27 protein-coding genes and 1 pseudogene are annotated in these 24,199 nt (G+C 72.5%); 16 read left to right on the top strand and 12 right to left on the bottom strand.

The annotated features are described in order from the left end of the window. Window positions 1–161 precede the first annotated feature (161 nt). The 3 genes from DQ238_RS09560 to DQ238_RS09550 form a co-directional block, all read right to left on the bottom strand. Window positions 162–449 (bottom strand): type II toxin-antitoxin system RelE/ParE family toxin, encoded by a 288-nt coding sequence (locus DQ238_RS09560; protein WP_113781053.1) that lies wholly within the window; start codon window positions 447–449, stop codon window positions 162–164. Beyond that, window positions 446–730 (bottom strand): type II toxin-antitoxin system Phd/YefM family antitoxin, encoded by a 285-nt coding sequence (locus DQ238_RS09555; RefSeq protein WP_113781110.1) that lies wholly within the window; start codon window positions 728–730, stop codon window positions 446–448. Before DQ238_RS09555 ends, DQ238_RS09560 begins: the two co-directional genes overlap by 4 nt. Window positions 731–842: 112 nt before the next feature. Continuing rightward, a complete protein-coding gene (locus tag DQ238_RS09550) occupies window positions 843–1,310 on the bottom strand; it encodes a tyrosine-type recombinase/integrase (protein WP_255418035.1) in 468 nt (155 codons plus the stop codon). Window positions 1,311–1,572: 262 nt separating this feature from the next. Between DQ238_RS09550 and DQ238_RS09545 the strand changes: the two genes are divergently transcribed. The 4 genes and pseudogenes from DQ238_RS09545 (at window position 1,573) to DQ238_RS24350 (ending at window position 3,472) form a co-directional block, all read left to right on the top strand. Then, window positions 1,573–1,833, top strand: coding sequence for a type II toxin-antitoxin system Phd/YefM family antitoxin (locus DQ238_RS09545; RefSeq protein WP_113781051.1), 261 nt, complete (start codon window positions 1,573–1,575; stop codon window positions 1,831–1,833). Continuing rightward, entirely contained in the window at window positions 1,833–2,246 is a 414-nt protein-coding gene (locus DQ238_RS09540) for a type II toxin-antitoxin system VapC family toxin (protein WP_113781050.1), read from the top strand. The genes DQ238_RS09545 and DQ238_RS09540 overlap by 1 nt, the downstream gene beginning before the upstream one ends. 190 nt (window positions 2,247–2,436) lie before the next feature. After that, window positions 2,437–2,937, top strand: a pseudogene (locus DQ238_RS24355) (helix-turn-helix domain-containing protein); the annotation flags it as partial. A 202-nt stretch (window positions 2,938–3,139) separates the two neighbouring features. Continuing rightward, window positions 3,140–3,472: a 3,4-dihydroxy-2-butanone-4-phosphate synthase gene (locus DQ238_RS24350; RefSeq protein WP_113781049.1), complete on the top strand. Its 333-nt coding sequence runs from the start codon at window positions 3,140–3,142 to the stop codon at window positions 3,470–3,472. A gap of 127 nt (window positions 3,473–3,599) precedes the next feature. On the opposite strand, the gene DQ238_RS09525 is transcribed toward DQ238_RS24350, so the two are convergent. Beyond that, window positions 3,600–4,520 (bottom strand): LysR family transcriptional regulator, encoded by a 921-nt coding sequence (locus DQ238_RS09525; protein WP_147263038.1) that lies wholly within the window; start codon window positions 4,518–4,520, stop codon window positions 3,600–3,602. Window positions 4,521–4,664: 144 nt separating this feature from the next. On the opposite strand from DQ238_RS09525, the gene DQ238_RS09520 reads away from it, so the two are divergent. The 11 genes from DQ238_RS09520 to DQ238_RS09470 are packed head-to-tail and all read left to right on the top strand — an operon-like array spanning window position 4,665 to window position 16,664. Then, window positions 4,665–5,603 carry a VOC family protein gene (locus DQ238_RS09520; protein ID WP_113781047.1) on the top strand — a complete coding sequence of 313 codons (939 nt, stop codon included), beginning with the start codon at window positions 4,665–4,667 and terminating at the stop codon, window positions 5,601–5,603. 47 nt (window positions 5,604–5,650) lie between these two features. Beyond that, window positions 5,651–7,069: a Rieske 2Fe-2S domain-containing protein gene (locus DQ238_RS09515; protein WP_113781046.1), complete on the top strand. Its 1,419-nt coding sequence runs from the start codon at window positions 5,651–5,653 to the stop codon at window positions 7,067–7,069. Further along, window positions 7,066–7,599, top strand: a complete 534-nt coding sequence (locus tag DQ238_RS09510) for an aromatic-ring-hydroxylating dioxygenase subunit beta (protein ID WP_113781045.1) — start codon at window positions 7,066–7,068, stop codon at window positions 7,597–7,599. Before DQ238_RS09515 ends, DQ238_RS09510 begins: the two co-directional genes overlap by 4 nt. Next, window positions 7,596–7,796, top strand: a complete 201-nt coding sequence (locus tag DQ238_RS09505) for a ferredoxin (protein WP_113781044.1) — start codon at window positions 7,596–7,598, stop codon at window positions 7,794–7,796. Before DQ238_RS09510 ends, DQ238_RS09505 begins: the two co-directional genes overlap by 4 nt. A 3-nt stretch (window positions 7,797–7,799) precedes the next feature. Then, complete coding sequence (locus tag DQ238_RS09500; protein ID WP_113781043.1) at window positions 7,800–9,002, top strand: NAD(P)/FAD-dependent oxidoreductase; 1,203 nt, start codon at window positions 7,800–7,802, stop codon at window positions 9,000–9,002. 39 nt (window positions 9,003–9,041) lie between these two features. Then, window positions 9,042–9,869 (top strand): SDR family oxidoreductase, encoded by an 828-nt coding sequence (locus DQ238_RS09495; protein ID WP_199506226.1) that lies wholly within the window; start codon window positions 9,042–9,044, stop codon window positions 9,867–9,869. A 3-nt stretch (window positions 9,870–9,872) separates the two neighbouring features. After that, window positions 9,873–11,021: a S9 family peptidase gene (locus DQ238_RS09490; RefSeq protein WP_113781042.1), complete on the top strand. Its 1,149-nt coding sequence runs from the start codon at window positions 9,873–9,875 to the stop codon at window positions 11,019–11,021. A 42-nt stretch (window positions 11,022–11,063) separates the two neighbouring features. Beyond that, window positions 11,064–13,163 carry a hydantoinase/oxoprolinase family protein gene (locus tag DQ238_RS09485; RefSeq protein WP_113781041.1) on the top strand — a complete coding sequence of 700 codons (2,100 nt, stop codon included), beginning with the start codon at window positions 11,064–11,066 and terminating at the stop codon, window positions 13,161–13,163. After that, window positions 13,163–15,325 (top strand): hydantoinase B/oxoprolinase family protein, encoded by a 2,163-nt coding sequence (locus tag DQ238_RS09480; RefSeq protein WP_113781040.1) that lies wholly within the window; start codon window positions 13,163–13,165, stop codon window positions 15,323–15,325. The genes DQ238_RS09485 and DQ238_RS09480 overlap by 1 nt, the downstream gene beginning before the upstream one ends. Next, window positions 15,322–16,278 carry a 3-keto-5-aminohexanoate cleavage protein gene (locus DQ238_RS09475; RefSeq protein ID WP_113781039.1) on the top strand — a complete coding sequence of 319 codons (957 nt, stop codon included), beginning with the start codon at window positions 15,322–15,324 and terminating at the stop codon, window positions 16,276–16,278. The genes DQ238_RS09480 and DQ238_RS09475 overlap by 4 nt, the downstream gene beginning before the upstream one ends. Further along, window positions 16,275–16,664: a thioesterase family protein gene (locus DQ238_RS09470; RefSeq protein ID WP_158550747.1), complete on the top strand. Its 390-nt coding sequence runs from the start codon at window positions 16,275–16,277 to the stop codon at window positions 16,662–16,664. Before DQ238_RS09475 ends, DQ238_RS09470 begins: the two co-directional genes overlap by 4 nt. 226 nt (window positions 16,665–16,890) lie before the next feature. Here DQ238_RS09470 and DQ238_RS09465 read toward each other — a convergent pair whose 3' ends face one another. From DQ238_RS09465 to DQ238_RS09445, 5 genes are all read right to left on the bottom strand, one after another. Beyond that, window positions 16,891–17,598 (bottom strand): TetR/AcrR family transcriptional regulator, encoded by a 708-nt coding sequence (locus tag DQ238_RS09465; protein ID WP_113781038.1) that lies wholly within the window; start codon window positions 17,596–17,598, stop codon window positions 16,891–16,893. Between the two features lie 373 nt (window positions 17,599–17,971). Next, on the bottom strand, window positions 17,972–18,457 hold the full coding sequence (locus DQ238_RS24220) for a DUF5313 family protein (RefSeq protein ID WP_305037563.1): 486 nt from the start codon (window positions 18,455–18,457) through the stop codon (window positions 17,972–17,974). 90 nt (window positions 18,458–18,547) lie between these two features. Then, entirely contained in the window at window positions 18,548–19,069 is a 522-nt protein-coding gene (locus DQ238_RS09455; RefSeq protein ID WP_113781037.1) for a MarR family winged helix-turn-helix transcriptional regulator, read from the bottom strand. Window positions 19,070–19,303: 234 nt separating this feature from the next. Next, window positions 19,304–20,194 (bottom strand): Brp/Blh family beta-carotene 15,15'-dioxygenase, encoded by an 891-nt coding sequence (locus tag DQ238_RS09450; RefSeq protein ID WP_158550746.1) that lies wholly within the window; start codon window positions 20,192–20,194, stop codon window positions 19,304–19,306. A 104-nt stretch (window positions 20,195–20,298) separates the two neighbouring features. Further along, complete coding sequence (locus tag DQ238_RS09445; protein ID WP_233495850.1) at window positions 20,299–21,309, bottom strand: bacteriorhodopsin; 1,011 nt, start codon at window positions 21,307–21,309, stop codon at window positions 20,299–20,301. 580 nt (window positions 21,310–21,889) lie between these two features. On the opposite strand from DQ238_RS09445, the gene DQ238_RS09440 reads away from it, so the two are divergent. Then, window positions 21,890–22,588 (top strand): response regulator transcription factor, encoded by a 699-nt coding sequence (locus tag DQ238_RS09440; protein WP_113781035.1) that lies wholly within the window; start codon window positions 21,890–21,892, stop codon window positions 22,586–22,588. 79 nt (window positions 22,589–22,667) lie between these two features. Here DQ238_RS09440 and DQ238_RS09435 read toward each other — a convergent pair whose 3' ends face one another. Genes DQ238_RS09435 through DQ238_RS09430 form a run of 3 tightly spaced genes read right to left on the bottom strand, consistent with a single transcriptional unit; the run spans window position 22,668 to window position 24,081 of the window. Continuing rightward, entirely contained in the window at window positions 22,668–23,327 is a 660-nt protein-coding gene (locus DQ238_RS09435) for a response regulator transcription factor (RefSeq protein WP_158550745.1), read from the bottom strand. Continuing rightward, on the bottom strand, window positions 23,321–23,755 hold the full coding sequence (locus tag DQ238_RS22750; protein ID WP_158550744.1) for a S26 family signal peptidase: 435 nt from the start codon (window positions 23,753–23,755) through the stop codon (window positions 23,321–23,323). The genes DQ238_RS09435 and DQ238_RS22750 overlap by 7 nt, the downstream gene beginning before the upstream one ends. Further along, window positions 23,752–24,081: a hypothetical protein gene (locus DQ238_RS09430; protein WP_113781033.1), complete on the bottom strand. Its 330-nt coding sequence runs from the start codon at window positions 24,079–24,081 to the stop codon at window positions 23,752–23,754. Before DQ238_RS09430 ends, DQ238_RS22750 begins: the two co-directional genes overlap by 4 nt. Between the last annotated feature and the right edge of the window lie 118 nt (window positions 24,082–24,199).

The following is a 24,199-nucleotide window of genomic DNA, read 5'->3' as shown; positions in this document are numbered from 1 at the left end:
ATTGCGCTCAGTTCGGGGTGGTTCGTCGGCGTTCGCGGCAGTTCCGTATGCCACTTGAGTTGCGCGGACGCACTCAGGCTGACGTCTTCGAACACACGGCCGACGGCTGGGGGTCGAGCGGTCGCGGGTGCTGTTCTGCGCAGCAACTCTGCGACAGGTGGTCAACGGCCGGAGCGATATGCATCTCGGCGGTGGGCGACATCGACGACGGTCACCGTGTGACTGTCGTCGTCGATGCGGTAGATGACCCGGTAGGTGCCGCGGCGCGCGCTGTGCCGGTCCTCCAGCGGGGGACGGAGCTGCTTGCCGACCCGCTGCGGGTTGCCCAGCAGTGGGCCGGTGATGAACTCGTACGCGGCCGCGGCGACCGCCTCCGGCAGGTTGTCGGCGAGCTGGCGGCGGGCGGTCGGCGTGATCGCCAGGACGTAGGGCGCCGGCTGCCCAGTCACCTGCCGGAGCCGAGGCGGCGGCGCATGGCCGCGTCCAGCTCCTCGCGCGTCTCGACCTCGCCGCGGGCCAGCTCGGCATCCGAGGTGTGCAGCCGCCGCATCGTGTCGGCCTCGGTCAGGATCTCGATCGTCTCCTCCAGCGACTCGAGGTCCTCCGTGGCCACCAGGACGGCCGAGGGCTTGCCGTGCACCGTCACGTAGACCCGCTCGTGCTGGCGACTGACCCGGGCCACCAGGGCAGACAGGTGCGCCTTGGCGTCCGCCAGCGACAGCGTCGTCATGGTCACGAGTATGACCAGACGGTCGTGTGTTGTCCAGAAGAGCCCATCACGGGCTCCCCGGGGCATGTGCGGCCCGTCCGGACGTCGACGATCCGGCGCGCTCAGTGGTCGGTCAGGCGGCTGCCGTGTGGTGCCACCGTGGTGGCCTCACGATCGCGTTCAGGGTCGTCCACGGAGGTCCGCAGACGACGGCGCGTCCTTCTGACCTGCGCAGATGAACTCCGGCGTACCGCCGCGGACCCCCCTCAGCCGCCCTGGCAGTGTGGGGGTCAGGGGTTCGAGTCCCCTCAGCTCCACCCCGATGACCAGGCCGTTCTCCTCCGGGAGGACGGCCTGAGTCGTCTCTGGTTGCAGTTGTGGTTGCAGTTTGCCCACCCTCACCCGGCAACAGCAGGGTGCCCATCCGGTCGGCGGCCTCGCGGGCCAGGGCCGGCATGACGTGGCTGTAGATGTCCATCGTGGTGCGCATCTGGCTGTGGCCGAGCAGCTCCATGACCATCCGCGGGTGCACGTTCTCGCCGAGCAGCAGGGTGGCCGCGGTGTGCCGGCCGTCGTGTCTCCTGCAGTGCGGATCGGTCACCGGGCTGGCGGGCACCGATGCCGGGGTGACATGCGGGTGACATCGGGGTGACGAGGGGTGACACCGCTGGAGCGCCCTTGCGCGCCACCTCACGCCATGCCGCAGGCCTGGGACGTCCTGCCGTGGTCCCGACGTTGACCGGATGGAGCGCTGGCACGATCGCGGGCCGGGACTCCACCGGGTGGTGGTCGCGGGTGCGTTTGTCCCTGTGAGGACGTCGGCCTAGCGTCATGATCATCCAGCTGTCCGTCAGGAGGTCGGCATGGCCCAGCCAGCAGACGAGCGCGTCTACAGCGTGACCGAGGCGCGGGGCCGGTTCAGCGTGCTGATCGCCGCCGCCGAGGCCGGCGTGACGGTGGTCATCACCCGGGACGGAGAGCCGGTGGTGGACATGTCCGCGCACCGCAAGCCACGCCGGAGGATCGACGTCGACTGGCTCAGGAGGCAGACCGCGAAGATCCCGTACAGCTCCGTGGACTCCGGTGACCTGGTTCGCCAGATGCGCGACGACGATCGGTACTGATGCTCTACCTGGACACCAGCCTGCTCGTCGCGCTCATCATGACGGAGGAGCGGACGGCTCGTGCGCACGACTGGCTCGCGGGAGTCGACGACGACCTCGTGACCTCGGAGCGGGCCAGGGTCGAGGTGGCGTCCGCGCTGTCGACCGAGCAGCGCCAGGCAGTTCTCGACGCTGCCGGGCGTACCGAGGCCGAGTACACCTTTGCGGTGATCGCCGACCAAGGGCTCGACGTCCTGCCGGTCGAGACTTCCGACTTCCGACGAGCCGCCGACTACGTCCGGCCACCCGAGCGCAACCTGCGGGGTGCCGATGCGCTGCACATCGCGGTCGCCGGCCGGCTCGGCGCCACCGTGCACTCGTGGATGACGCTCAGGTGGAGGCCGCCCGAGAGCTCGGCGCGGACGCCGTTGTGACGGTGCCGAGAGAGTAACCGTCGTCCGTGGGGATGATCCGAGGCGGAGACTGAGGCGCGCCCTCGAGCGCCGGCCGCGCTGTCCTGCAGGCGCGCACCTCGGCGGGGGCGCGCGGGAAGGCGTCCTTGACACCGGATGGGGCCTGGCTGACAGTGACGGGCGCCGCACCGGCCGATGGGAGAGGGCGCTGGTGAAGGCCGACGAGAGAGCCGAGATCCAGCGGCTCCACGCGGCGGGACGGCCCATCACGCGCATCGCGGCGGCCATGGGCATGTCCCGCAACACCGTCCGCCGCGTCGTGCTGTCGGCGCCAGCCACTGCCGACGCCGGCGAGGACGTGGGGGAGCGGGCTCCGGGTGCGCGGCGAGCGCTCGACGACCGTGCGCCCGTCCCCGCGCCGAGCGCTCGCACGGGCAACATCCCCTCGTTCGCCACCGAGTTCATCGGTCGGCGGTCCAAGATCACCGAGCTCCGGGCGCTGCTGGGAGCGCACCGGCTCGTGACGATCGCCGGTTTCGGTGGTGTCGGTAAGACTCGGCTCGCCGCACAGGTCGCGGTCGACGTCCGCCGGGCCTTCGCCGACGGCGTCCGCATGATCGAGCTCGCGTCCGTGCGCAACCCCGAGCTGCTGCCCCAGGTCGTCCTCGACGGTCTCGGGCTGTCGCACCTGGACCAGCCCACTCGCTCGGTCGTCGACTCGTTGGTGGAGCACCTCCGCGGGCGGCAGCTGCTCATCGTGCTGGACAACTGCGAGCACCTGCGCCAGGCCTGTGCCGGACCCGTCGACGCCGTCCTCCGCGGCACCGCGCAGGTGCGCTTCCTGACGACGAGCCGGGAGGTCCTCGACCTCCCCGGCGAACACGTCGAGGTGCTCGAACCACGGCCCACGGGGGATGCAGTCCGCCAGGGCCCTGCCGGTGAGCGAGTGCGACCGGCTGGATCTCCCGGCCATGCCCCGCCGCCACCAGGACGTGCACGCCCCCGACTACCGCGTGACGGTCGATCGACAGGGGACGGGCACGGGGATCTCCGCCGTCGACCGCTCGAGGACGGTCGCTGCACTCGCCGCGGCCGGCTCGACAGCCTCGGACTTCACGCGTCCGGGACACGTGGTCCCGGTCGCTGTGGACGACGGTGGTGTGTGGCAGCGTCCGACGTACCGGGGAGAGGCGCTGCAGGCCTGCGGAGACCAGGGCCTGCGTCGTGGTCGCCACCTGCAGGGATGAAAGGCTCTGGTCGCCCGGCGACGTCGTTCTCGGTTCCTCCGCCGTGTGACGGTCCACCAGGCCTGGCGAGCGCCTCGCGTCTGCCCTCTCAGGGTCGATCCGACGAGTCAGGACCCGCGGGACGTGGTCATGCCGAGGTGGGCGGTTCTCGTTCGGCCAGGTCGATGAGGCACTGGCGGAACCAGCGGTGTCCAGGATCTCTGTCGGTCCGGGTCGTCCAGGCCATGATCTCGGTGATCGGCTGGAGCCGTGGGATGGGCGGCTCGAGCAGCCGGATGCCGGCGGCCTCGCCGATCTTGTGGGCGAGCCGTTCGTGCACCAGCGTGATCAGTCGGGTGCCGCTCAGCAGGAACGGCGCCATCCCGAAGCCGGCCGTGATCTCGGTGTTGCGGGGGACGCCGAGGAAGTCCAGCTGCATCTCCGCCAGCGACCGCAGGTGCCCCGACGACGTGGCCAGGTAGGGCAGGGTGCTGAACTGCTCCAGCGTGATCTCCTCGCCCACCTCTGGATGGTCCTTGTCGACCGCCACCAGGTAGCGGTCGCGGAACAGCACCCGGTGGTGGAACTCGGCGTGCCCCTCGAAGGCCTCCCGCGGCATGACCAGCAGGTCTGCTCGGTGCCGGAGCAGTTGTTCGGCGAAGTCGTCGCCGGTGGGGAAGATCCGCAGCCGGATGCCGGGCGCCTCGGTCGACAGCCGGGCGATCAGGGGCTGGAGGAAGGTCATCGTGAGGTAGTCGTTGGCGATGACGGAGAACGTCCGCCGCTCGGTGGCTGGGTCGAACTCTCCCTGCAGCGCGAGCACGCTCTCGATGCCGGTGAGGAGCTGGCGGACGGGCTCGGCGAGGGACTCTGCCAGCGGCGTGGCGACCAGTCCGTGACCCTCCCTGGTCAGGAGGGGGTCGTCGAACAGCCGGCGGAGTCGACCGAGCGTCGAGGACATGGCCGACTGCCCCACCGAGAGGCGCTGCGCCGCCCGCGTGACGCTGCGCTCGGTCATCAGCAGATCGAAGGCGACGAGCAGGTTGAGGTCCACGCGCCGGAGGTCCACGGTGCCCACATCGATCGATTGTATCAATGTCGCGCATCGGTAGGAATTGTTTGTAGACAGTGACCGGCGCTACCTACCTTCGTCTCCGACGAGCTGTGGTCCCAGCCACAGCGGGCCGTCCTCGCCAGACGAAGAGGAGTCAACGTGACCAAGCCCCTGATCACCCACCTGCGCTCCGTGGCGATCGCGGCCCCGGACCTCGATCGCCAGCTCGCGTTCTACCGCGACCTGTGGGGTCTGGCCCACACCGAGTCGGACACCGGCGTCCGCTTCCTGGCCGCCGAGGGATCGCCCGAGCAGTACGTCGTCCGGTTGCGCAAGGACGACCAGAAGCGACTGGACCTGGTCGCGTTCGGCGCCGCGTCGACGGCTGACGTGGACGCCCTCGCGGCTGAGCTGGCCGGCAAGGGCGTCCAGATCATCTGCGAACCGCAGAAGATCGACACCCCCGGCGGCGGCTACGGCTTCCGCTTCTTCGACGGGGACGGCCGCGTGGTCGAGGTCTCCTCGGACGTCGCGACCCGGGAGTTCCGCACGATCGAGGAGCGGGAGTCCATCCCGGTTCGTCTCTCGCACTTCGTCGTCAACTCCGCCAACCCGGTGGCGACCGTCGACTGGTACGTCGAGTACCTCGGCTTCAAGCTCTCGGACACGCTGTGCCTCGGTGCTCGGGGCGACTTCATGTGGTTCCTGCGGTGCAACGACTGGCACCACTCGTTCGCCGTCTCCCGTGGCCCCCACGTCGCCGTCAACCACGTCTCCTTCGAGATGCGCGGGATCGACGAGTACCTGCGTGGCACCGGGCGCCTGCTCCGCGAGGGGGTCCAGAAGATCTGGGGCCCCGGGCGGCACAAGGCCGGCGACAACACCTTCTCCTACTTCATGGACAAGGTCGGCAACACCGTCGAGTACACGACCGAGCTGGAGACGGTCGACTGGGACTCCCACCACCCCTCGGTCTACGACGTGACCAAGCCCGACTTCATCGACCAGTGGGGCACCGCGAACCAGATGAACGAGTTCGTGGCCAAGCAGATGTTCAACGACCCCGACCGCGGCGTCTTCGTCGCCCCGCCGCTCTGACCCGCCCTGCCGACACTCCGACACCCCCGCCGACACGAGGGCCAACGATGACGATTCCCAGCGAACCGCGCTCCGCCTCCGCGTTCTCGACGCCGCTCGACGTGTTGCTCGACCGGGTCGAGAAGGACATGCAGGACGACCTCGTCCCCGCCGAGATCTTCCACAGCGAGGAGGTCTTCCGCGCCGAGATGGAGCGGATCTTCACGAACACGTGGGTCTTCGTCGCCCACGAGAGCGAGCTGCCCAAGGCGGGTGACTTCGTGCAGCGCAAGATCGGTCTCGACCCCGTCATCGTGTCCCGCGATGGCAAGGGCGGCATCAACGTGCTCTCGAACTACTGCCGGCACCGCGGCACCCAGGTCTGCCAGACCGATGCGGGCAACTCGCGCTTCTTCACCTGCCCGTACCACGGCTGGACCTACGCCAACGACGGCACGCTCGTCGGCACGCCGCTGATGCACCGCGCGTACGGCGAGCGGGTCGACCCGGACCTGTGGAGCCTGAAGCGGGCCGCCACGGTGGAGTCGCGCAACGGCTTCGTCTTCGCCTCGCTGTCCGAGGACGTCCCACCACTGGAGGAATGGCTGGGCGGTGCCGGTTGGATGCTCGACCTGATCACCAACCTGGCCCCCGGCGGCATGCGTGTGGCGGGCCCGCCGGAGCGGTACACCGTCAACGGCGACTGGAAGACCGCGGGCGAGAACTTCGCCGGCGACGTCTACCACCTGCCCACGCTGCACAAGAGCATCGAAGACGTCGAGCTCATCGAGGGCCTGCAGGGCACCTGCGAGATCGGGCGCACCTACGAGTTCGAGAACGGGCACACGTTCATCGGCCACGCCTGGACCGAGGCGATCGGGCCGTTCTTCACCCACTGGGGCTACGGGGCGATCCCGGGGTACGTGGAGAACTTCGACCTCAGCGGCCTGGACGAGACCCAGCGGTTCGTCGCCGAGCACGAGCCGCCGACGGTCGGCACCATCTTCCCCAACCTCAGCTTCATCCGGATCTTCTCGCCGCTGCCCGACGGGCCGCCCGGGGTGTTCACCAGCTTCCGCCAGTGGCAGCCGGTGGCTCCCGGCAAGCTCGAGCTCTGGAACTGGCAGTTCGTCTGGGACTTCCAGGACGAGGAGTCCGCACAGCGGGACTACGTCGGCGGCCAGTACTGCTTCGGCTCCGCCGGGGTCTACGAGCAGGACGACACCGTGGCCTGGGAGGGCGTCCAGCGCGCCGCCGCGAGTCCGTGGATGCGCAAAGAGGGCATGAAGTTCAACTACCAGCAGGGCCAGAACTCGCCGGTCGACCAGGCGCCCGACCCGGACTGGCAGGGCCCCGGCGTCCACCGCAAGACCGGATACGGCGAGCACGTGCAGTTCAACTTCCTGCGCCAGTGGCTGCGCACGATGAAGGGCCAGACCACTCCGCGCACGGCCGGCACCAGCACCACCGACGGGGGGATGGCATGACCGCCACCGCCGATCCCGGGACGACGAGTGCCGTGGACGCCTCGACGTACACCGTCGTCGTCCAGTTCCTCGCGCACGAGGCCCGCCTGCTGGACGAGGGGCGGGAAGGGGAGTGGCTCGAGCTCCTCGAGGACGACCTGCTCTACACGGTCCCGTCCCGGCAGTCGACCGAGCCGCGCAGCGACGAGGTCAACCGCGCTGCCTGGCGCATCCGGGACACCAAGGCCCACGTGCGGACCCGCATCGCCCGGCAGAACACCGGCCGCGCCTACTCAGAGGTCCCGCCGTCGCGCACTCTGCGCCTCGTCGGGAGCGTCGAGGTCGTCCCCACCTCGGAGACCGATGTCGTAGCAGCGCACAGCTCGCTGCTGCTCTACCGCCAGCGCGGGATCGACGTGCACTTCGACCTGATCCCGTGCCGCCGCAACGACCGCATCCGGCTGACCGCCGCCGGGCCGCGGCTGCTCGCCCGCGAGGTGATCCTCACCGAGACCAGCCTCAAGACCGCCAACCTGGGAGTGTTCCTGTGACCAGCGTGAAGGTCGACCCCGGCCGGTGCACCGCCTACGGCCTGTGCGTCGGCATCCACCCCGAGGTCTTCAACGTGCCGCCCGGCAGCCCGATCGCCGTCGTCACCCGCGAGGTCCTCACCCCGGACGACCTCGAGGACGTCCAGGAGGCGATCCGCGCCTGTCCCGCTCAGGCGCTCACCCTGGTCGAGGGCTGATCGGTGAGCCGATCCGACGACGGGATCGTCATCGTGGGGGCGTCGGCGGCAGGGCTGTCCGCCGCCGACGGTCTGCGCGAGGGGGGCTACACCGGACCCATCACCCTGATGGACGAGGAGGTCGAGCCGGGCTACGACCGGCCGATGCTGTCCAAGGGGCTGCTCGCCGCCAAGGACACCGAACCGGCGGCACTGCGCACCAGCGACCAGCTCGCGGCCAAGGGCATCGACCTGCTCGGGGGGCACGGCGCCGTGGGCCTGGACGTCGACCGCCGGCTCGTGGTGACCAGCTGGGGCGAGGCCATCCCGTGGGAGCACGTCGTTCTCGCCACCGGCGTCGCCGCCCGGCCGCTGGTGACGACCGATGGAACACCCCTGCCGACCCTGCGCACGCGGGCCGATCTCGCCACCGCGCGTTCGCTCGCCGCCGGCGGCCGGCCGGTGACCCTGGTCGGAGCCGGGTTCATCGGTCTGGAGGTGGCCGCGGCGCTGCGTTCGCGAGGCGTCGAGGTCCGCGTCCTCAGCGGGTGCGAGCTCCCGCTGGCGTCGCTGGTCGGCGACCAGGTCGCCGGGTGGCTCCACCAGCTGCACCTCGCCCACGGCGCGACCTTCGAGCTGGGCGTGCCCACCGCCTCGGTCACGGAGACGGCGGCCGGGTACGACATCCACCTGGCCGACGGGCGGGTGCGGCACGCCGCCACCGTGCTCGCCGGCATCGGCACCGATCCGTGCACCGACTGGCTCATCGGGTCCGGCGTCGCGCTCGACGGCGGCGCGGTCACCGATCCGGCGGGCCGGACGAACGTCCCCGGGGTGTGGGCGGCGGGCGACGTCGCGAGCACTCCCGACGCCCGGCTCGGCCGCCCGCGCCGCTTCGAGCACTGGACCCACGCCATCGAGCAGGGCCGCTCCGTCGGGCTGAACATCGCCCGGAGGGACGCCGTCCCGTACGACGCCGTGCCCTTTGTCTGGACCGAGCAGTACGGCTACACCGTCCACCTGCTCGGCGAGCGGCGTCCCGGCGACACCGACGTCGTCGTCGAGGGACACGTGACCGACGGCGACTTCGTGGTCGCACACGCCGACGCCGGCGAGCTGCACGGCGTGACCATCTGCGGCCGCGTCCGCGCGCTACGGGTCTTCAAGAAACTCTTGCGCTCCGGCGCCTCGCTCGACGACGCGCTCAGCGCGGCAACACCGGCCTGAGCTCCTCCACCGCACTCCACGCAGCAAGAGGACATCACCATGCAGATGCTCGACGACCACGTCACCCTCGTCCTCGGCGGAGGCTCCGGGCTCGGACTCGGGATCGCCCGCCACTTCCTCGGCGAGGGCGCCCGGGTCGCGATCCTCGAGATCTCCGAGAACAAGCTGGTCGACCTCAAGGCCGAGTTCGGCGACGACGTGCTGCTCATCCAGGGCGACGTCACCCGGATCGAGGACCTGCAGGCCGCGCGCGCGGCCGTCCTGGAGCGGTTCGGCCGCCTCGACGCGCTCATCGGCGCGCAGGGCATCTTCGACGGCAACATCCCGCTGCGCGACATCCCCGTCGAGCGGATCGAGGAGGTCTTCGACGAGGTCCTGCACGTCGACGTCCTCGGCTACATCCTCGCTGCGCGGGTCTTCGTGGCGGACCTCGCGGCGACCAGGGGCGCCATGGTCTTCACCTCGTCGACCGCGGCGTACGCGGCCGACGGCGGTGGCCTGTTCTACACCGCGGCCAAGGGCGCCGTCCGCAGCGTGATCAACCAGCTGGCCTTCGAGTTCGCGCCGGACGTCCGGGTCACCGGTGTGGCGCCGTCGGGCATCGCGGGCAGCCAGCTGCAGGGCCCGCGGGCCCTCGGCCTGGAGAACAACAAGCAGTCGGACATCCCCGCCGAGGACTTCACGAGGCAGTTCCTCTCGCTCACCCTCACCCCGACGCTGCCGACGCCGGAGGAGTACGCGCCGCTGTACGCCTACCTCGCGTCCCGGCACAACACCACGATGACCGGCCAGACGATCATCGCCGACCAGGGGCTGTTCAACCGTGCCGTGATCAGCAACGGCGTCACGGACCGGGTGGGCAAGTAGCCGATGTTCCGCTACTTCCCGGACAACTACGTCTGGAGCCTCTCGGTCAGCATCGCGCTGAACTGCGGGGGCCAGATCGGCGAGATCGACCAGATCTGCGCTCCGCTGACTGCCGCCGCTCGGGACGGCGACGACGCCGGTACCGAGAAGTTCTTCCAATCGTGGTGCGACTTCGCCGACGGCTTGGTCGCGCGAGCCGAGCAGGACCTCGCCGACGGCCACCCGCTGTCCGCCGGCGCCCGCTACGCCCGCGCCTCGGTGTACTACCTGGTCGCCGAGCGCATGCAGAGCCGGCACTACGCACCCCGGCAGGACGCCTACCGCAAGTCCGTCGAGACCTACCGGCTGGCGGTCGAGCACGGGCGCGAGCGGGCCGAGCTGGTCGAGGTGCCCTACGAGGGGACGTCGTACCCGGCGATCTTCCTGCCCGCCGACGGCGAACCCCCGGCGGGCGGCCACCCGGTGATGGTGTTCTGCAACGGCCTGGACTCGATGAAGGAGATGCTGGTCCGGCTGGGCCTGCCCCGCGAGCTCGCTCGTCGCGGCATCGCCACCCTCTGCGTCGACCAGCCCGGCACCGGCGCGTCGCTGCGGGAGCGGGGTGTGCCCGCGGTCCACGACAGCGAGCGCTGGGCGAGTGCCGCGGTCGACCACCTGCAGTCCCGGCCGGATGTGGACCCGCAGCGGATCGGCATGAGCGGGGTGTCGCTCGGCGGCTACTACGCTCCGCGCGCCGCAGCGTTCGAGAAGCGCTTCGCGCTGTGCGCGGTCTGGGGAGCCAACTACGACTGGGGGCAGCTGCAGCAGCGCCGGCTCCAGCGCGAGGGCGAGAACCCGGTGCCGCACTACTGGGACCACGTCCAGTGGGTGTTCGGCAAGGACAGCCTCGAGGAGTTCATGGCCTTCGCGCCCCGGATGACGCTCGAGGGTGTGGTCGAGCAGATCACCGTGCCGTTCCTCGTCACCCACGGCGAGGACGACCGCCAGATCCCGATGGAGTTCGCCGTTCCCCAGTACGAGAACGCGGTGAACAGCCCCGACCGGCACCTCAAGGTGTTCACCCGGGCCGAAGGCGGGTCCGCCCACGCGGGTGCGGACAACGAGGCCGTGCCCGCGAACTACATCGCCGACTGGGTCGCCGACCGGCTCTGACCGCTCGCCGCCCAGCCCTTCCCAGGAGATCGAGAGCAGCACATGACAACCCCCACCAGCGCCTCGACCGGCTGGGTGATCGGCACCGACGTCGGCGGCACGTTCACCGACCTCTGGCTCCGCTCCCCGGACGGCGACTCCTGGGTGTGCAAGTCCCCGACGACGGCCGACGTCGTGACCGGTGTCGTCAACGCCGTCCACCTGGCGGCCGCCACCGTCGGGCTGGGCGTCCAAGAGCTCTGCTCACAGGTCACCCGCTTCGGTCACGGCACCACCGTCGGCCTCAACGCCCTCCTCACCGGCCGCACGGCGAGGACCGGCCTGATCACGACTGCCGGGTTCGGCGACGTCCTCGAGATCGGCCGGCTGCGCCGGGGCACCGCGGGCCTGCAGGGCCTCGACCTGGGCGACTACCACCTCCGCGGCCAGGTCCCGCCGCTCGTGCCGCGCACCTCCGTCGTCGAGGTCGACGAGCGGATCGACTCCGACGGCGCCGTCCGAGTGCCGCTCGACGAGGCCTCGGTGCTCGCGGCGATCGCCCGGTTGATCGAGCTGGAGGTGGAGGCGGTGGCCGTCTGCCTGCTGTGGGCGACGGAGAACCCCGCGCACGAACTCGCCGTGGCGGAGCTGGTCGAGCAGGAGCTCCCCAGCGTCTTCCTGTCGCTCTCGCACGAGGTCGCGCCGTCGGTGGGGGAGTACGCGCGCGCCTCGACGACGGTCGCGAACGCGGCGCTCGGGCCGATCGCCGGCTCCTACCTGACCGATCTGGAGCGGGAGCTCGGTGAGCTGGGCATGACGGCTCCGATTCTGATGACCACCAGCGCCGGTGGGGTCGTACCCGCGCGGACGGTGACGCAGCGGCCGGTCTCCAACCTGCTGTCGGGCCCCGCCTCGTGCGTGGTCGCCGGCCAGAAGCTCGGAGCCGAGCTCGGCACGTCGCACGTGCTCACCATGGACGTCGGCGGCACGAGCTTCGACGTCGGCGTCGTCGTGGACGGGATCGCGCTGATGAGCGACCAGGTCACCTTCGGCGGCGCGGACATGCGGGTGCCCAGCATCGACATCGCCTCGATCGGCGCCGGCGGCGGCTCGATCGCCGCGGTCGAGGGCGGCGTCCTGTCGGTCGGCCCGCGCAGCGCCGGCGCCGAGCCCGGCCCGGTCTGCTACGGCAAGGGCGGCACCGAGCCGACGACCACCGACGCCGACCTGGTCCTCGGCGTGCTCGACCCGGCGCAGTTCGGCAGCGGCGGCATCGTCCTCGACCGGATCGCGGCCGCCGCCGCGATCGAGCAGAGGATCGGCCGGCCACTGGGACTCTCGGCCGTCGAGGCGGCACGCGCCATCCGGGTCGTCTTCGACAACGCCATGGCCGACCTGCTGCGTGCGGTGACCATCGAGCGCGGCCACGATCCCCGCGAGTTCAGCCTCGTCGCCGGGGGCGGCAGCGGCCCGTCGCACGCCTGGGCGCTGTGCCGGGAGACCGGGCTCGCCGGCTTTCTCGTACCGCCCACGGCGACGGCGGCCTCGGCCTTCGGTGCCGGCACGTCGGATCTCCGGACGACCGCGTCGCGCACCTCGTACCGCCGGATCCTGCGCGAGGCGGGGCCCGGCGACGAGGACGCACGGGTGCTCGTGGCGGCGCTGGCCGAGACCCGGGCGCGTGCCCTGGCAGCCATTCCGGACCCGGAGGGCAGCACCGTCACCGACGTGGCGTCGATCCGCTACTCCGGGCAGGCCCACCACCTCGACGTCGCGCTGCCCACGGACGTCGACACCGCCGCCGTCGCGCACCTGCTGGAGGACTTCGAGCGGGAGTACGAGCAGCTCTGGGGCAAGGGAGCCGGCTTCCAGGAGGCCGGGTTCGAGATCCTCTCCGTCCGCTCGGTGGCCGCGCTGCCCGCCACGGACGTCGCCGGCGGGGGCAGCGGCGAGCCGTTCGAGCGGGTCGGCACCCGCCCGGTCGTCTTCGACGACGCCGACAACCCGGACGCGACGGCGGTCTACCAGGTCCGCCGGCCGGCCGCGGGCCAGGAGATCTGCGGTCCCGCGCTGATCAACCTCCCGGGCTGCGTCGTGGTCGTCCCACCCGACTCGACCGCCACGACCGATGCCCTCGGCCTGATCCACGTGAAGGTGAACTGATGCGCTCCACGATCGACGCCGCCCCCGTCTCGCTCGACGGGGCCAGCATGGACCCGGTGGTCCGGCAGGTCGTCCGCTCCCGGCTGATCGCCATCACCGACCAGATGCGCCTTGCCCTGCAATCGGTGAGCGGGAGCCCCACGGTGACCGAGGCCAGCGACTTCTTCACCGGCATCTACCTGCCCGACGGCTCGTTCGTCACGATGGGGCACCAGGTCACCTTCGAGGCGCCACCGGTCGGCGCGCTCATCCGGCACCTGCTGTCCAACGGCACGAGGCTGAAGGACGGCGATCGCATCATCGGCAACGACCCCTTCGTCGGCGCCCTGCACCAGAACGACGTCCAGATGTGCGCGCCGCTGATCGTCGACGGCGAGCTGCTCGGCTGGGCCGGCGTCATGGCGCACGAGACCGACCTCGGTGGCATGGACTTCGCCTCGTGGTCGCCCAAGGCGACCGAGGTGTTCCAGGAGGGCCTGCGCATCCCCGCGGTCAAGCTGGTGGACGGCGGCGAGCTCCGGGAGGACGTCCTCGAGATGATCCTCACTGCCTCGCGGCTGCCCGCCCAGGTCGGCCTCGACATCCGCGCCTTCATCGCCACGCTCAACGTCGCGGCGGAACGGCTCACCGAGCTGTCCCAGCGGTACGGCAAGCCGACGGTCCTGTCGGTCATGCACGCGATGGTCGACGACGCCGAGGCGCTCGTGCGGGCGCGGCTGCGCGAGCTGCCCGACGGGGTGGTGCACACGCGCGACTTCCTGGAGCACGACGGCCACTCCGACGTCCTGTACGCCATCGACTGCGTGCTCACCAAGCGTGGCGACTCCCTGCACTTCGACTTCTCGGGCTCCTCGGGTCAGGCGCAGGGCTTCGTGAACTGCTCGCGGGCGGGCCTCGCCGGCGGTGTCGCGGGCGCAGTCATCCCCACGCTGGGCTTCGGCATCCCGTGGAACGAGGGCATGCTGCGGCCGGTCGAGATCGCCGCACCCGACGGACTCGTGTGCACGGCGGTGCCCCCGGCGCCCGTCGGCTCGGCCACCGTCGAGGCCGTGTGGACGGTGAGCAACGTCGTCTCCGCCGCGCTCAATCGGCTGCTGCTCGCGTCGCCGAGGTACGCGCACCGCGCGCAGGCGGTCAACAGCGGCACCATGGCGACGTTCAACCTCTCCGGCCGCGACCGCCACGGACAGGTCTTCGGGCTGCACCTCATGGACCCGCTCGCCGGCGGCTTCGGGGCCTTCGCCGACCACGACGGGCAGAACGCCGCCGGCCCGATCAACGCGCCGTGCCCCTCGATCGCCGACGTCGAGGTCAACGAGCAGAAGAACCCGCTCTTCTACGCCTACCGGCGGCTCGCGCCGGACACCGGCGGTGCCGGCCGTCGTCGTGGCGGCCTGGGCGCCGAGGTCGGCCTCACGGTGTCGGTGCCGCAGGCTGAGGCGCTGGTCATGACGCACGGCGCCGAGGTGCCGAACTCCGCCGGCATCGGCGGTGGCCTCCCAGGCGGGCTGATCTCCCAGCGGTTCACCGTCTCCGGTGGCTCCCCGACGGAGCTCGGTCCGAAGCCCGGCTCCTTCCCGATCACCCCCGACGACCTCTTCGAGGTGACGTGGCAGGGCGGTGGCGGTCTCGGGGACCCGCTCGACCGCGATCCCGGGGACGTGCTGGCCGACGTCCGCTACGGAGTGGTCAGCGCGGTGTCGGCGGTGGAGACGTACGGCGTCGTGCTCGACGAATCCGGGGACGAGGTCGACGCGGTCGCGACGGCTGCGGCCCGGCGGAGCATCCGCGCCGCCCGCCTCGGCGTCGACGCGGGGTCGGTCCCGGATCCGTCCCCGGTGACCGACGGCCCGGTGGACGGCAGAGTCCGGCTCGCCGACCGGCTGGTGGTCGCACCCGGTGGGTTCGGGCAGTGGGAGGTGCGTACGACCGACGGCGCCGTCCTGTCCCGTGGATCGACCCGGTGGCGCGACGGGGCACACCGCTTCGAGCTGTCCCTGCCCCCGGCGGCGGGGGACACCCTGCACCCCGACCTCACCGTGACCGGCTGGGCCTGCCCGGCGACGGGTGCGCTGCTCGCCGTCGACGTGCACCTGCGCGACGAGGAGCCCTTCTCCGACCTCGACCTCGACCTGAACTCGCTCGGAGGAGGTGCCCGATGACCCGGAAGGTCGTCCTCACCATCGCGCCGACCGGTGGCATGGCCACCAAGGCGCAGTCACCGCACCTGCCGGTGACCCCTCGTGAGATCGCCGACGACGTCGCCCGGTGCTGGGAGGCGGGCGCCAGCGTGGTGGCGGTGCACGCGCGACGCGCGGACGGCCTGGCCACGTGCGACCCGGCCGTCTACTCCGAGATCAACACCCTCATCCGCGAGCGGACCGACATCGTCCTCAACAACTCGACCGGTGGCGGCATCCACGGCGACCTACCGGTCCGGCTCGACGACGACCTGTGGGAACTCGACTGGAACGAGCGGATCAAGGGCATCGAGGGCGTCGGCTGCGAGATGGCCACCCTCGACTCGCACACCATCACGGCCAGCTTCGAGGGCCGTGAGCACCTGGTCACGACGACGCCGAGACGCTCGCGCTGGTTCGCCGAAGCCATGGCCGAGCGCGGCATCAAGCCCGAGTGGGAGGTGTTCGACCTCGGCCACATCCTGTCCGACTTCACGACCCTGACCGCGGAGGGCCTGGACACCGCCCCCTACTACTGCAACATCGTGCTGGGCGGGCACCGCGCCTTCCAGGGCGGCCTGCCCTACACCCCGAAGATCCTGCAGCTGCTCGTGGAGCACCTGCCCGAGGGCACCGTCTGGGGCGTCTCGGGCATCGGACCGACGCAGCTGCCGGCGACGACGCACGGTCTGCTCCTCGGCGGGCACGTGCGGGTCGGCCTGGAGGACAACCTCTACTACTCGCACGGCCGGCTCGCGACCAACCTGGAGCTGGTCGAGCGGGCCGTGCGGATCATCACCGAGCTGGGCCACGAGCTCGCCACCCCGAGCGAGGCGCGCGGGATGCTCGGCCTGCGGCAGCTCGACGCCGTGCCCGTATCCACCCCGCGAAGACGTTCCGCTTCGCTCCACGTTTCCGCGGGGACCCCGGGGTGAGCGCGTACCGGTCCCGAGGCGTGGTCCGGTTCTCCGAGACCGACGCTTCGGGGCGCTTCCACCACACGTCCGCCTTGCGCTGGGCGGAGGACACCGAGCACGAGCTGTACCGCGCCGCGGGGGTGCCGGCCGTCCGGTTCCCCCGGCGCGCGGTGAGCGCGACCTTCGAGCGTCCCTTCGCCCACGGCGACGACTACGTCGTCGAGCTTCAGGTGCAGAAGCTGGGGAGCAGCTCGGTCACCTACGCCTGGCGGATCCTGGCCGGCGACGACGTGGCCGTGACCGGCTCGCACACCGTCGTCCACCTCGACGAGTCGGGTCGGCCCGCGCCGGTGCCGGACCCCCTGCGGGTGACCCTGGACGCCCTGACGGCGGAGGCCCGCTGACGGCCGGAGACGAGCCCACCACCGGCCGCCCCGCGGGGTTCCGGGCCTCGGCTCGCCGGGGCCGGCACCGAGTCGCCGGAGCCCGACCCGCGCCCGGCGCACCTGCTCGGTCAGCTCGGCGGAGGTCAGCTCGACCGGCGGCCGGGACCGGAACACCTGCAGGCGGACACCTCCTGGACAGCCGCGGAGCACTGGTCGGAGCAGGACGGCGATCACCGCTGGCGGTTCAGCTGTCGGTGACCCGGTCCAGCCACTCGGACAGCAGCGCCCGCTCGGCGTCGGTGAGCGCCGGCAGCTCCGGGACGACGGTCCGGAAGGCGACGGCGGCCGCGGTGCTGCTGTCCTCGGCGAGCGCGGGCGCGTCGGTGAGGATCGCCTGCACCACCGCGTCGTACATCGCGTCGGCGAGGTCGAACTGCCGGTCCTCCGGCGGCATGGTGAGCAGGGTGAGCACGGCGCCGGTTCCGGCGGCGTGGACGAGTTCGACGGCGCGGCGCTCGGGAACCCGGAGCCGACCGGTCGCGGCGACGCGGTGCACGCGAGCGCGCAGGATCTCCAGGCCGGCGGCCGCGGCTGGTGAGCGAGTGCCGCGGCCGGGGTCGGCGAGCAGGCCGAACAGGGCCGGGTTGGCCAGACCGAAGCCCACGTGCGTGTCCCATCCCGCCCGCAGGTCCGCGACCGGGTCGCCGCTGTCCTCGATGAGTGCCTTGCCGGCGACGTAGGCGGCGAAGACGTGCTCGGCGACGGCGTCGAGCAATCCGTCCTTGTCCCCGAACAACCGGTAGATGGTCGGTGCCTGCACGCCGGCTGCCTGGGCGACGGCACGGGTGGTGACGGCGGTCGGACCCTGCTCACGCAGCAGCTGCGCCGCGACCTCCACGAGGGTCGCCCGCATCTCGTGTCTGCCGACGCCACCAAGCCTGGTGTCCAACATGCTCCAACGATAACGCCTCCTTGCTATCGCTGTACTTCCGCTGATAGCGCCTGAGTGCTTCCAGTGATTACAAGGAGTGCGGATCGTGCTCGTCATCACCGGCGCGTCCGGTACACCAGCCGCCAGGGCGCCGGCGCCGACTCGGACGGCCGGGGTCACGGACTCCGGTGGCGGTCGATGCCGGGGGCTGTGCCGGAGGGGTGAACACGTCGACGGGCGCCACGTGGCCGTGGTCGTGCACCATGGCGGTCAGCCAGTGCTCGGGCCAGGTGGCAGCCTCCGCGAGACGTCCGGTGCTACGGCCCGTGGACGTCGCCGGTGATGGCGATCGACGAGGGACCGAGGGTCTCAGGAACCACCCGACCCCGGCCGGTCAGCGACCCGTGCGGTCGCGGTAGCGGGCGGCGCGCTTGGCCCTGGCGGCCCGGCGGCGCTCGCTGTCCCGCAGGTCGCGCCGGTGAGCGGCGTGCTCGCGGTGGGCGGTGGCGGTGCCGGCGGGGTAGCCGGCCTTCACGACCCGGTTCTCGGTGGTCTCGGGCATGTAGGCGAGCGAGTAGATGAGCCCGAGGAAGATCCCGCCGCCGGCGACCGCCGCGCGCAGCCCGAACGGGGCGGGCAGCAGGACCATGACCAACGCGATCGGGATCGACATCTGGACGAGCATGCGGGCGACGTGGCGCAGGCCCCAGGTGCGGGTTGTGGTGTCGAACAGCACCCAGCCGCGGTGCCGTGCGGGCAGACCGCCACCCAGGGCGTACCACAGCCAGCGGTGCGGAGCCGGCCGGACGACCGGCTCGGTCGTGTCGTGCTCTGCGGGGTCTGCCATGACGCCGGAGTGCTCCTGCTCGACAACGGTCACGTCTCCATGGTGCCCCAGGATGCTGAGCGGACAAAGGGTTGGTGCACCAACTCTTGGCCCCCAACGGCGATCTCGGTCACACCGCCAGGCTCAGGCGACCGTGGCCTGCGGTCCGGCTCCCTCGCTCGAGGCGGGGTGCGCGAGGGCCTGCTGGGAGGCGGCGATCACCTGGGTGAGCACCTCGTGCAGGGTCACCAGCTGCTCGACCGGCATGCCCAGGCGCTCGACGATGCCGGCGGGGATCTTCTCCGCCTGCTCGCGCAGCGACGTGCCCTTGTCGGTCAGCGCCAGCGCCAGGTTGCGCTGGTCCTTCGGGTCCCGCTCCCGGCGCAGCAGCCCGGCCGCCTCCAGCCGCTTGAGCAGCGGCGAGAGCGTGCCAGGGTCCAGCTGCAGCAGGCCGGACAGCGCCTTGACCGACAGCGTCCCGTGCTGCCACAGCGCCAGCATCACCAGGTACTGCGGATGGGTCAGCCCCAGTGGCTCGAGCACCGGCCGGTAGATCGCGACCACGTTGCGGGCGGCCACCGACAGCGCGAAGCACACCTGCCGGTCCAGGGCCAGCACGTCCTCCGACCCGAGGGCGGCCTGGGGCGTCGTCTCGCCGGTCGTCACCGCCCCATCGTAGGGCTCATGGTGACCCAAGGGTTTGTCCACCAACCACTTCGGGCGAGGGACTGCGGTGATCTGAGGACCGTCGGCCTGGTGCTCCGGCGCGACGGGGAGGTCGCCGCCGCGAAGGCGTCGTTCACCACCTGCAGGGTCGTCATCGGCGACCTCGGCACCAAGGGCGGCGTGCTCACCGACGCCGACGGCCGGGCCCTGCGCGAGGACGGCTCGGGCGGCGGGTCACGACGGGGCGCGGTCGAGCCAGGCGACGACGAGGGCGTGCGGCACGGTCACCGCGGCCAACACCGGCAGGTCGGTGGCCACGAACGACGGCCACCCGTCCGCGGCCGACCACAGCAGTGCCAGGACCGCGAGGACGGCGGCCGTCGGCAGCGCGGCCTGCACGGCGAAGCGGCGCAGCGGCCGGCCCAGCCGCCCGGCGGCCAGGTCGCCGGCGCCGGCCGGGTCCTCGGCGACCACCCGGGCCACGTGCCGGACGGAGTGCCAGCAGCCGAAGTACACGCCGAAGGCCGCCAGCGGCGGGACGACGAGCCCGAGGCAGGCGAGCAGCACCAGTTCGGCCGCCTCCACCCACCGTCGTCCACCCACCAGCCGGGCCGCCAGCACCGCAGCGGCCGGCAGCACGACGCCGAGCACGGTCGCCGGCAGCCAGGCCGGCAGCCTGCCGGCGGAACCGGGGACGACGGCGGCCACGACGGCCGCGGTGTCGGCCGACCCGCGCACCAGCGGGACGAGGAGCACCACGGCGCCGACGACCGCGGCCGCGATGGGACGCCGGCCCACCGGGCGGCCTGCGCGCAGGTCGGCGAAGGCGGTCTCCCCGGTGCCGAAGTGCCAGGCGGAGACGGCGACGAAGGCCACCAGCGCCGGCCCCGGCCAGGCGCGGAACACCAGCCAGGCGACCGTCGCCAGAGCGGCGTAGCCGGCGGCGAAGACGGCCAGCCGCACCGGCCGCCAGCCCAGCCGGCGCCCCGGGACGAGGTGGTCGACCGCGCCGTGCGGCAGGCCCAGCAGCAGCCCGCCGACGAGCACTCCCCAGGCCGCGTCGCCCCACCCGCCGGGGACCGCGACCTCGGCCAGCAGCACGGCGACCGCGGCCGTGGTCGACACGACCGTCGCCGTCCGCGCCGGGGCGGCGAACGGCGTCGCCGACCGCCGTCCGGGGGAGGGAGCCGTGACTGCCGCCCTCCCCCGGACGGTCGCGGAGGGCACGGTCAGCCCCGTCGCTCCGCGCTGCCGGCGGCGCCGGCCTCGGTAGCACCGCCGCGCCAACCGCCGTCGACCGGCCCGCCGGCGTGCTGGGAGTGCTCCGTCGTCCGGTTGCCGGAGAAGACCGCCCTGGCGCCGTCACCGACCCGGGCGAGCTCGGGCAGGACCCCGTCGCTCCTCTTCTCGTTGCTCACCCACACCGCCTCCGGGTGCGTGTCGTCGCCCGCGGCGACGTCCTCGGCGGTGCGCAGCTTGGCGACCTTGTGGATCAGCGCGCCGAACCCGACCTTGGCCAGCACGTCGGCGGCGGAGTAGGCCAGCTGCATGCCGGCCAGCCAGGCCGGCGTGACGTCGACGAACACCGGGACCGCATAGACCAGCGGGTACACGCCGAAGGTGCCCAGCAGCACGATCGTGGCGTTGCGCAGGCTGACCGCCGCCTCCGGGCTCATCGTCGGCAGCGAGGCGCGGACCGCGCCGATCAGTGCGACGTAGAGGTAGACGTAGAACACGGTGCTGATCAGGCCCCAGACGACCAGCGCGGTGGTGTCGCGGCCCTGGGCCAGCACCTGTGAGCCCAGGTAGCCGGTGAAGATCATCAGGAACGCCGCGGCCATGGTGGTGAAGCGCAGGTTGCGCGCCCTCGCCCCGGCCAGGGAGCACACCGCCAGCAGTTCGGCGGTGAGCAGCGGAACGGTGATCGTCCAGTCGATGTAACGGGGGGCCAGGGTGAAGCGGGCCTCGCCGTTGGGCTGGTACACGCCGCCCACCAGGTCGAAGCCGGTGTCCCACTTGACGAACAGGACGAGGTAGGACAGCGCGGCCACCCCGGTGATGCACAGGCTGGCCAGGACCGCCGGCCGGTAGCGGACCCCGACCTCGCTCTTGCTGTTCCAGGTGTAGACGAACATCGCGAACAGGGCGAAGCCGGCGGCGACGACCGCGTAGAGGACCAGGTCGTAGAGCCCGAGCGACATGGTCTGCAGTTCGGGCGTGGGTGTGTCGAAGGGCGTCACTGGTCAACTCCGGGTCGGTGGGACCGGCGACGCGCTCTGCGGCGCGGCGCCGGGAGGAGGTCGCCGCACGGCGTCCGTCGGTCGAGGAGGCGCGGGCGCGGTGCCGGCGCCGCCCCGGGAGCGGCCGGGTCTGGGCCGGACACGGCGTACCCGATCCGATCGCACGCAACCGCCGATGTGGACCCGAGCGGTTCCGCAAGCCCTCCCGCCCGGGTCGTGCGGCCGCGGCGCGGATCGTGCGGTCCGGGAGTCGGTGCGGACGGCGCCGGTACGACGGGTGGCCTGCCAGGGGCACCCCGGCCGCCGGTACGGCTACGGCAGGCGGACGGGGACCACCGCAGCCGGGCGGAGCCGGACGGCGGTGCGGCCGGACCCGTGCGGATCGGGGTCCTCACCGCGGTCGAGCGCGTAGCAGGCGGCGATCTCCGCGGCATGGCCCGGGTCGGACGGGGCAGGCGCCGGAAGCCTCCTCCGTTCGGGGCAGGGGCCCGGGCCTCGCTCAAGGCGGGTCGGGGCGGCGCCGATCACCCGCCCAGGTGACACCGAGCCCGTCACCGCCCCGGACCCGTGAGGAGAGGTCGTGCCCGAGCAGTCCGTGCTCGTCGTGGAGGACACCGAGGAGATCAGGGAGCTGGTCTGCACGGTCCTGCGCAGGGCGGGGATGGACGTCCGCGCGGTCCCGTCCGGCGCCGAGGCGCTGGCCGAGGTCCGCTGCGCGGCGCCCGACGTCGTCGTCCTCGACCTGGGGCTGCCCGACGCCGACGGCACCGAGGTGTGCCGGCAGATCCGCGCCGAGAGCGAGTGCTACGTCCTCATGCTCACCGCGCGCGCCGAGGAGGTCGACCTGCTCATCGGCCTGGCCGTCGGCGCCGACGGGTACATGGCCAAGCCGTTCTCGCCGCGGGAGCTGGCGGCCCGCGTGCAGGCGATGCTGCGCCGCCCGTGCGTCCCGGCCCCCGCGCCGACGCCGGCCGAGGAGTCGGTGCTCCGGCTCGCCGACCTCGAGGTCGACGAGGACAGCCGCGAGGTCCGCGTGGACGGCGTCGTCGTCGACCTGACCCGCACCGAGTTCGACCTCCTCGCCGCGCTGGCCTCGCGCCCCGGCCGGGTGCTGCAGCGGGCGACGCTGCTGCGGGAGGTCTGGCAGACCGACTGGGAGGGCAGCGTCCGCCTGGTCGAGGCGCACATGTCCAACCTGCGCCGCAAGCTGCAGGCCGCCGGCCTGTCCTCGCCGGAGATCCGGACCGTGCGCGGCGTGGGCTACCGGCTGGTGGCCTGAACGCCGATGCTGGTGTGCGCCGTCATGCGGTACCCCGTCACCCAGGTCGAGGTGCTCAGGGCCCAGCCGTGCGGGCCGGTCAGCCGCCGGCGACGGCCCGCAGCTCGACCAGCCGGTCGTGGGCGAGGACCCCGCGCCGCGCGTCCCGCGCGATCGCCCGGCAGACCGCCGCGACCTCCGGGTGGCCCAGCTGGGCGCTGGTGCCGGCCAGCGTGGCCGAGGCCCGCGCGACGGCCGGGGCGTCGCCCGCTCGGGCGCCGTCGGCGATCGCCGTCAGCCGGCTGGGCAGGGCGCGGGCGTAGAGATCCTGCAGCCGGTCCACCAGGGCGGCGTCGACGTCGTCGTCCGGGCCGACCGTGGGCGACGGGGCCGTCCCGTCCGGGCCGCCTGCCCGGCGGCGGAGCAGGTCGACCAGCAGGCCGGCGTCGACCGGTTTGGGCAGGCAGGCCAGAGCCCCGACCTCCAGCGCGGCCTCCCGGTCCTGCCGGCCGGCCTCGCCGGTCACGACCAGCAGGTGTGCCCGGCAGCCGGCCAGCCGCAGCCGGCGCAGCAGCGCAGGTCCCTGCCCGGCCGGAGCAGGCAGGTCGGTGACCACCAGGTCCGGGTCGAGGCGGCGGGCCAGGGCCAGGGCCTGGCCGGTGTCGGCGGCCTCGCGGACCCCCCACCCGGCGACCCGCAGCAGCCCGGCGACGCGGGCGCGGTCGGCCGCCTCGGCGTCGACGACGAGAGCGGTCAGCACCGGACCGGTCCCGACGGCGGCGCGTCCTCCTCGGCGGTCGGGCGCCAGATGGTGAGCAGCAGCCAGACGGCCAGGAGCGCCGGGGCGCCGTGGACCAGGGCGGTGCGCAGCCACGGCGGGCGCAGCACGGCGATGAGGTGGCCGGCGTCCGGGATGACGGCACGCACCCGGTAGGCGGTGTCGCCCTGGAGGACGGCGGTCCACGGGTCGACGGAGTCGTTCACGTCGCCCGTGGTCTGCACGGCCACCGAGCCGTCGGAGCCGTGCTCGACCGAGATGACCCGGTGGGTGACGACGCGGTGGTCGTCGATGGGGATGTGGTAGCTGATCACCATGCCCTCGGTGACGTCGGAGACCGCCAGCGGTGTGGTGACGACGACGTCGCCGGGGTCGGTCTGCGGCGACGTGCTGGCCGTCAGCATGGTCATGTGCGGTGGCCGAGCAGGTGCGGGCCTGCGGTCGGGACGGCGAAGGCGACCGCGGCGAGGGCGACCAGGGCGTGCACGGACCAGCGGCCCAATGCCAGTGCCGGGCGCAGGGCGCGCCGGGCGGCGGTGCCGGCCGCGGGCAGCAGCCCGGTGGCCGCGGCCGGCTGGGCCAGGTCGATCGAGACGGTGCCGGTGGCGACCTGGGTCGTGACCGAGAGTGTCGAGTCGGTGGACCTGCCGGAGGTCCCCCGGCCGGCGACCGCGGCGGTGGCGCCGAGCACTCCGAGGGAACCGATAACGTTGCGGGCGGTGGTGGCGCGGGTCATGACGTCTCCCCCGGGTCCGGCCAGAGCACGGCTGTTCCGGCGACAGGGACGACTCTGGCGGCCCGACCGCAGGACACCGACGGCCCGACCGCAAGAGATCCGCAGAGAACGGCGGCCC

Origin of the sequence: Geodermatophilus sp. TF02-6, assembly GCF_003319115.1 — a bacterium.
GTDB lineage: Bacteria > Actinomycetota > Actinomycetes > Mycobacteriales > Geodermatophilaceae > Geodermatophilus.
The sequence above is the reverse complement of the archived record's forward strand: the minus strand, read 5'-3'. Positions and strand labels throughout refer to the sequence as shown.

Coding starts and splice junctions, on each gene's coding strand:
- DQ238_RS09555 (WP_113781110.1), bottom strand. CDS start 730: ATGACGACGCTGTCGCTGGCGGACGCCAAGGCGCACCTGTCTGCCCTG.
- DQ238_RS09545 (WP_113781051.1), top strand. CDS start 1,573: ATGGCCCAGCCAGCAGACGAGCGCGTCTACAGCGTGACCGAGGCGCGG.
- DQ238_RS09540 (WP_113781050.1), top strand. CDS start 1,833: ATGCTCTACCTGGACACCAGCCTGCTCGTCGCGCTCATCATGACGGAG.
- DQ238_RS24350 (WP_113781049.1), top strand. CDS start 3,140: ATGCAGTCCGCCAGGGCCCTGCCGGTGAGCGAGTGCGACCGGCTGGAT.
- DQ238_RS09515 (WP_113781046.1), top strand. CDS start 5,651: ATGACGATTCCCAGCGAACCGCGCTCCGCCTCCGCGTTCTCGACGCCG.
- DQ238_RS09510 (WP_113781045.1), top strand. CDS start 7,066: ATGACCGCCACCGCCGATCCCGGGACGACGAGTGCCGTGGACGCCTCG.
- DQ238_RS09495 (WP_199506226.1), top strand. CDS start 9,042: ATGCAGATGCTCGACGACCACGTCACCCTCGTCCTCGGCGGAGGCTCC.
- DQ238_RS09490 (WP_113781042.1), top strand. CDS start 9,873: ATGTTCCGCTACTTCCCGGACAACTACGTCTGGAGCCTCTCGGTCAGC.
- DQ238_RS09485 (WP_113781041.1), top strand. CDS start 11,064: ATGACAACCCCCACCAGCGCCTCGACCGGCTGGGTGATCGGCACCGAC.
- DQ238_RS09480 (WP_113781040.1), top strand. CDS start 13,163: ATGCGCTCCACGATCGACGCCGCCCCCGTCTCGCTCGACGGGGCCAGC.
- DQ238_RS09475 (WP_113781039.1), top strand. CDS start 15,322: ATGACCCGGAAGGTCGTCCTCACCATCGCGCCGACCGGTGGCATGGCC.
- DQ238_RS09465 (WP_113781038.1), bottom strand. CDS start 17,598: ATGTTGGACACCAGGCTTGGTGGCGTCGGCAGACACGAGATGCGGGCG.
- DQ238_RS22750 (WP_158550744.1), bottom strand. CDS start 23,755: ATGACCATGCTGACGGCCAGCACGTCGCCGCAGACCGACCCCGGCGAC.
- DQ238_RS09430 (WP_113781033.1), bottom strand. CDS start 24,081: ATGACCCGCGCCACCACCGCCCGCAACGTTATCGGTTCCCTCGGAGTG.